This window comes from Dactylosporangium sp. NPDC051485 (genome assembly GCF_040682015.1).
In the GTDB taxonomy this organism is placed as follows: Bacteria; Actinomycetota; Actinomycetes; order Mycobacteriales; family Micromonosporaceae; genus Dactylosporangium.
In genome coordinates, this window is record NZ_JBFAZW010000213.1 from 1 (window position 1) to 6,418 (window position 6,418).

Consider the following 6,418-nt stretch of genomic DNA (forward strand, 5'->3'; position numbering starts at 1 on the left):
TGCGGCGCCCCCCTCCGCGTGCGGGGGGTGGCCGAAATCTTGTCCGCCCCCCCCAAGTCCCCGGCCCCGCGCCGCGCCCGGAACATGCGCGCGGCGGGCCCGGCCGATCAGGTGCCGTAGACCTGGAACTCCCACAGCGAGTAGCCCCACTGGGTGGCGCGCTGGGTGCCGTTCACCCGCACGTACCGCCCGGTGCCGGTGACCGGGATGGTCTGCACCCCGCCCGTGCCGGTGGTCGTGGAGTACACGTTGGTCCACGTGGTGCCGTTGGCGGACGTCTGGATCTGGAAGGCGGTGGCGTACGCCGCCTCCCAGTTCAGCACGACCTGGCTGATCGTGTGGCTGGCCCCGAGGTCGACCTGGATCCACTGCGGATCGGAGAACGCGCTGGACCACCGGGTGCCGGCGTTGCCGTCGACGGCCATCGGCGCGGCGAAGCTGGCGTTCTCCGACGACGAGGCGGTCGCCGGCTGGCCCTGGGACAGCAGCGTCGCCGTGGGCGGCGGGCTGCTCGTGCCGCCGGTGCTGAACACCGCCAGCTCATAGATGGAGTACCCCCACTGCGACGCCCGCGCCGTGCCGGTCACGCGCACGTACCGCGCATTCGCCGACAGGCCGACGTCGTAGTAGTCGCTGGTGGCGTTGGTATTCGTGTACACCGTCGTCCACGCCGAGCCGTCGGTCGACGTCTGGATCGTGAAGCTGCGCGCACACGCGGCCTCCCACGACACCGTGATGTGGTTGACGGCGTACGTCGAGCCGAGGTCGACCTGCACCCACTGCGGATCGGCGAAGGTGCTCGACCACCGGGTCGTCTCGTCCCCGTCGACCACATTCGACGCCGGGAACTGGGCCTGCTCGACCGACGACGCCGTGGCCGTCTTCCCGCGGGCGACGTTGGTGCCGAAGTTCCCCGCCGGCGGCTTGTTGTAGACGGCGATGTAGTCGATGTCCATGTGCCCGCCGGAGACCGTCGCCGCCGTGGGGCCGCCGCCGTACGCCGCCGGGAACTGCCCGCCGATGGCCAGGTCGAAAATGGGCGTGAACGTGTGATGGAACGCGTTGTTCCACGTGGTCGCGTCCACCTGCGACGAGTTCACCGTGAAGAAGTTGTTCCCGTCGAAGTAGAACCGCACCTGCTCGGGCGACACGGACCGGTCGATCTGCACGCCGTACGTGTGGAACCCGGTCTTACAGCCGGAACAGGCCCGCTCCCCGCTGCCGATCCCGGTGTACTCGTTGCAGGGCCCGGTCGGCAGACTTCCACAGTGGACGGTGGAGAACAGCGAGTCGTGCCCGTTGATGTTCTCCATCATGTCGATCTCGCCGGACCCGGGCCATGGCACGCCGATGCGCAACGGCGACCCGACCATCCAGAACGCCGGCCAGTAGCCCAGGCCGTTCGTGGTGTTCACGTCCGGCTGCTTGATCGAGGCCTGGATCGCCACCACGCCGCCGGCCTGCGCCCCGAAGCCGTCGGCCTGGGTCTCGACCCGCCCGGAGGTCCACCCCGCATTGGGGTCCGACCCGGTGTGCAGCGCCTTGAGGACCAGGTGCCCGGCCCCGTCCTGGTACACGTTGGCGGTGCTCGTCGTGGTCGTCTCGATCTCACCGGTCCCGAACGCCGACCCGGCCCCGGCGTCGTAGCGCCACACGTTGGTGTCGAGCCCGGTGTTCGCGGGCCCGTTGAAGTCGTCGCTCCAGGTGGTGGTGAACCCGGCGGGTGCCGCGGGCACGGCGGTGACCGCGGCGGTCGCGGCCTCGATCACCGCCGGCACGACCTGAACAGCCCCGGCCCCGGCGAGCGCGAGCGCCACGAGGCCGACCTTGATGCGGACACGTGCGCTTCGGGTGTTGGACATACGCAGCCCCATCCATACATAGGGTTGAAGGGAGGAAGCCGCAGGCGGACGGCTTCCCCAATGCGAGCGCAGCCCGGGGAGGGCGGCCCAGAGAGCGCTCTCTCGCTACTGTCAACCACCCTTTCATTCCTGTCAATGCCTAAGGGCGAAGGTGGCCGCGCCGCCCTGGGGCGCCCGCCGCCTGACCAGCGAACCGCGCTGCGAAGTCCGCCGAACCGCCACCTCGATCGCGAGACCGGTCGTGGTCCGGCCCGCCGGTGCAGCGATCGACGGAGTTGACCGGCCGCGGGATGCTGGGGCTGAGCGGGCGGCGGGAGGCGGGAGGGTGGTTGTGGCGAACGATCGGGCCCGGCGATGGTGGGGCCGCGCGGCCGGGTCCCTGACCGGTCTGGCCGCCGCCGGCGGCGCGGCCTCAGGCACGAACTACATCCACAACCCGCTGCTCGGCGTGTCGGTCGCGGCCGCCGGCGCGCTGGTCGGCTTTCCCGCCGGGCTGGCCTGGGACCGCCGGGCCGAACGCCTCGCCCGCCAGCGGCAGTGGGACGATCTGTTCACCGACGGCCCCGGTCCCGGCCCGGGCGGCCACGGCTCACCGGACAGTACCTGGTACTGGCTCGCCCCATGGCTCGCGGTCGTGCCGTTCGAGACGCGCCGCCGCCGGTACGCCGCCGCGGTGCACCAGTGGTGCACCACCCGGCAGCCGGGCCGGGTGTGGCGACTCACCGGCGACCCCGGCTCGGGCAAGACGCGGCTCGCCATCGAGATCGCCCGCGCGCTGCGCGAGGACGAGCGGCAGTCGTGGACGGTCGGCTGGGCCCGCCCGGGCCGCGGCGCCGCCGGGGTCGAACTGGCCGCCGGCTGGGACCGCCCGACGCTGATCGTGGTCGACGACGCCGACGCCCGCGCCGATCTTGGTGAGCTGCTCGCCGCCCTGGACCGTACCGCCGGCCCGCAGACCGTCCGGCTCCTGCTCGTCGCCCGCGACTTCGGGGACTGGTGGACCGCCGTACAACAGCCGCTGCAAACCGCCGTCGACCTCGCCGACCAGGGCACCCGGCTCGGGACGATCGCCGAGGACGCGCCCGGCCAGCGCGTCGCGGCCAAGCAGGCCCTGGCGTCGTACGCCGCGAAGCTCGGCACCGACCCGTCCGGGCGCCGGCTGACCGGCATCACCCCCGGCACGCCCCTGATCCTGCTGCACGTCGCGGCCCTGGCCGCCGCACACCGCCCCGGCCCGGTCGACGTCGCCGACGCCGTCGCCGAACTGCTCGCCGAGGAGCGGGCCGTGTGGCGCACTCACGCCACGCGGCAAGGCCTCGACGAGTACCCGCAGGTCACGACCGACGTCCTGCGCGATCTGCTCGCCTTCACCACGCTCACCGGCGCCCGCACCGCCGCCGACACCCGGCGGCTCGTCCCGCTTGTCCCCGCCCTGCACGACGCCGGCCCAGAGCTCGTCGACCGACTGAACGCCTGGCTGCATCTCTACGACCGGGTCACGGGCTACTGGACCCGCCCGCGCCTGCCCGGGGTCATCGCCGAGCACCTCACCGCCGACGCCCTCGCGGGCAACACCGACCTGGCCGCCGCGGTCGCCCTCGCCGCCGCCACCGACGAGCACGCCACCCGGGTCCTCGCGTTCCTCGGCCGCGCCGCCACCCACGCCACCACGGCGGCCGCGGCCACGACCACCCTCCTCGACGCCGACCCTGAGCGCCTGATCCCGCTCGCCATCCGCACCGCCCGGCGCGGCCACCACCACCTGGACCGCGCCATCGCCACCGCCGTCGACCGGCACGCCCCCGGCTGGAGCACCGCGCAAGGCCTGTGGGACCTGCTGCCGCAGGAGCTCAACGTGCTCACCCACACCCAGATCGCCACTGCTCGGGCGTGCGCCCGCACCGCACCCACCGAAGCCGACCGTGCGACCGCCCTGACCTTGCTCGCGGATCTGCACAGCCGCGCCGGTCGCAGCGACGAGGCGATCACCAACGCCTTCGCAGCGGTGGCCACTTGGCGCAACCTCGCCGAGGCGAGCCCCGATACCCACCGGCCGAACCTTGCCGGTGCGTTGATCGCGCTGTCCGAGGCGCGTCGCCATGCCGGCCACTTCACCGAATCCGTCACCATTGCCGTCGAGGCGGTCGCCGCCTGGCGAACCCTTGCCGAGGCCGATCCCGCCGTCCATCGGCAGCACCTCGCCAACGCCCTGAACTCGCTGGCCGGGGCGTATCGCCAGGCCGGCCGGATCGACGAGGCGATCACCACCGCCGCCGAAGCCGTCGCCCTTCGCCGAGACCCGGCTACCACCGACTCCAGCGTGCATCGGGCCCGCCTCGCGGAGGCGCTGATCACCCTGGCCGAAGCTGCGCGCCTGGCCGACCGCTTCGCCGAGGCGATCTCCAGTGCCGGCGAGGCCGCATCCATTCACCGCGATCTCGCCTTCACAAACCCGGCCTCGCACCGGTCGTCCCTCGCCAATGCCCTGACCACAGTCGCTGACGCAATGCGCCTGGCCGGCATGCACAGCGAAGCGGTCGCCAACGCCAACGAGGCGGTCAGCATATGGCGGCCTATCGCCGCCGCCGACCCCGTGGCGCACCGGTCCCATCTCGCCAACGCGCTCACTGCCCTGGCCGATGCACAGACCGCCGCCGGCCGCTACGGCGAGGCGGTGATCAGCGCCACCGAGGCCGCCACCGCCTGGCGCGACCTTGCCGCCGTGGGCTCGGTCGCCCACCGAGCTGCCCTTGCCAACGGGCTGACCACGCTTGCCCACGCGCAGAGCCTGGCCCACCGCCTCCCCGAGGCCGTCGCGAGCGCGACCGAGGCCGTTGCCGCTTGGCGGCCTCTCGCGGCCGCCGACCCCACCGCGCACGGGACCCACTTCGCCACCGCGCTGGTGATCCTCGCCCACACCCGGCGCCTGGTCGGTCGCTATGAAGAGGCGATTGCCACCGCCACCGAGGCCATCGACCTCTACGACAGTCACCCCGAATGGCACCAAGCCAACAAGACGGCCGCCGAAGAGATCATCAGGCTCTGCGGCTGATCTCGCCGGCGGGCACTGCCCGGTGGCCATCCGCTGGCCCTGCTGAAGAACGTGCCGTTGACCGCGTTGCGGTCAGGCCGGCTCGGGCAGGGCCGGCACGATGGTGAACACCCGGTCGAGCGCGGTCAGCCGGAAGATGCGCAGCAGCCGCTCGTGCGGGCTGACCAGGGTGAGCGCCTGCCCCCGCCCGGCGAGCCGCTTGAAGACGCTGACCAGCACCCCGAGCCCGGTCGAGTCGATGAACTGCACCGCCGTCAGGTCCACCACCAGCGGCGTGTCGTGCTCGTCGAGGACCGTGTGCAGAAACTGCCGCAGCTGCGGCGTGGTCGCGGCGTCCAGCTCGCCGGTCACGGTCACGACCGCCGCGGCCGCCTCGGACCGCACCGACAACTCCACAGCCCGCAACCTCCACGTCCCGCGGCCCGCCGCCGCGGCCGTGGCGACGATCGTAGCCTCTGCCGGTTCCCAGCGGGGCCGGACCACGCCGTACGGCGGCCCCGGACCCGCGCTGACCGTGCGGGACGGATACGGCCGGGTTACGCTGGCGCTTCACCGCCGATCAACGGGGAACAGCACATGGCCGAGGTCAACCGACCCGAACCACCACCACCGAGCCGAGCGGGCCTGAGGATCACGGCATCCGACGATCCCGCCGGCGGTGTGCTGCTGATCGCGATCGGCGCCCTCGACTACAGTTCCGCGAATGGCCTCGTCGTCGCCGTCCAGCGGGCCTTCGACGCCGGAGCCCAGGGCGTGACCGCCGACCTGGCGGGCATCGGCTTCAGCGACTCCTCGGGCCTTGCCGCCCTGATCCGCGCCCACAAGTCGGCCCTCCACGGTGGCCGGAGGTTCACCGTCCGCAACCCGGACCACAACCTCAGCCGCATCTTCGCCCTCACCGGCCTGCACACCGTGCTCGACATCACGCACCTGCCGCCGCCCTGACCCGGACCTCGGCGCCGCCGCTCGCGGACCGGGCCGGGGTACTCGACCTTGGAGCCGCCATGCCCGCCGACCCGGCCGGCCCGCTCGCCCGGACACGCGCCGTCTGCCTGGCGTTTCCCGCCGTCACCGAGCGCCCGAGCCACGGCGCCCCGGCCTGGTTCGTGGGCGGCAGGTCCACCTTCGCCCAGCTCTGGGAGCACGGCCACCACGCCGACGATTTCCCCCACCTGTGGTGCGCCGCCGCCCCCGGGGCCCAGGAGGAGCTCCTCGCCGCCCGCCCCGCCCTGATCTTCCGCCCGCCGTACGTCGGCCACCGCGGCTGGATCGGCATCCGCCTCGACGGCGACCCCGACTGGACCGAGATCGCCGAACTGTGCGAGGACGCCTACCGCGCCGTGGCCCCGAAGCGCCTCCTCGCCGAACTCGACGCCCGGGAGCGCTAGGCGCCCGGCCCGGCGGTGCCCGGTTACAGGGGCGGCAGGTGCGGCAGCCAGCCGGCGTAGCGGTCGAGGGTGGCCAGCGCGACCGGCACGAGGAGCAGGGCCGCGCCGGCGGCGGC

The 6,418-nt window shown here is 73.2% G+C and carries 5 protein-coding genes; 3 read left to right on the plus strand and 2 right to left on the minus strand.

What is annotated here, in order from left to right:
* Window positions 1-107: 107 nt before the first annotated feature.
* On the minus strand, window positions 108-1,862 hold the full coding sequence (locus tag AB0M46_RS50580; RefSeq protein ID WP_363348802.1) for a discoidin domain-containing protein: 1,755 nt from the start codon (window positions 1,860-1,862) through the stop codon (window positions 108-110).
* Window positions 1,863-2,193: 331 nt separating this feature from the next.
* Between AB0M46_RS50580 and AB0M46_RS50585 the strand changes: the two genes are divergently transcribed.
* Window positions 2,194-4,914 (plus strand): hypothetical protein, encoded by a 2,721-nt coding sequence (locus AB0M46_RS50585; protein ID WP_363348804.1) that lies wholly within the window; start codon window positions 2,194-2,196, stop codon window positions 4,912-4,914.
* A gap of 72 nt (window positions 4,915-4,986) precedes the next feature.
* On the opposite strand, the gene AB0M46_RS50590 is transcribed toward AB0M46_RS50585, so the two are convergent.
* A complete protein-coding gene (locus AB0M46_RS50590) occupies window positions 4,987-5,310 on the minus strand; it encodes an STAS domain-containing protein (RefSeq protein WP_363348806.1) in 324 nt (107 codons plus the stop codon).
* Between the two features lie 180 nt (window positions 5,311-5,490).
* On the opposite strand from AB0M46_RS50590, the gene AB0M46_RS50595 reads away from it, so the two are divergent.
* Together AB0M46_RS50595 and AB0M46_RS50600 are read left to right on the plus strand one after the other, a co-directional pair.
* The gene (locus tag AB0M46_RS50595; RefSeq protein WP_363348808.1) at window positions 5,491-5,859 is read left to right on the plus strand and encodes an STAS domain-containing protein; all 369 of its coding nucleotides are present in this window, start codon (window positions 5,491-5,493) and stop codon (window positions 5,857-5,859) included.
* A 59-nt stretch (window positions 5,860-5,918) separates the two neighbouring features.
* On the plus strand, window positions 5,919-6,302 hold the full coding sequence (locus AB0M46_RS50600) for an MmcQ/YjbR family DNA-binding protein (protein ID WP_363348810.1): 384 nt from the start codon (window positions 5,919-5,921) through the stop codon (window positions 6,300-6,302).
* The last annotated feature ends 116 nt before the right edge of the window (window positions 6,303-6,418 follow it).

Excerpts from the sequence above, each read along its gene's own strand:
- AB0M46_RS50580 (WP_363348802.1), bottom strand. The coding sequence starts at position 1,862 with ATGTCCAACACCCGAAGCGCACGTGTCCGCATCAAGGTCGGCCTCGTG.
- AB0M46_RS50595 (WP_363348808.1), top strand. The coding sequence starts at position 5,491 with ATGGCCGAGGTCAACCGACCCGAACCACCACCACCGAGCCGAGCGGGC.
- AB0M46_RS50600 (WP_363348810.1), top strand. The coding sequence starts at position 5,919 with ATGCCCGCCGACCCGGCCGGCCCGCTCGCCCGGACACGCGCCGTCTGC.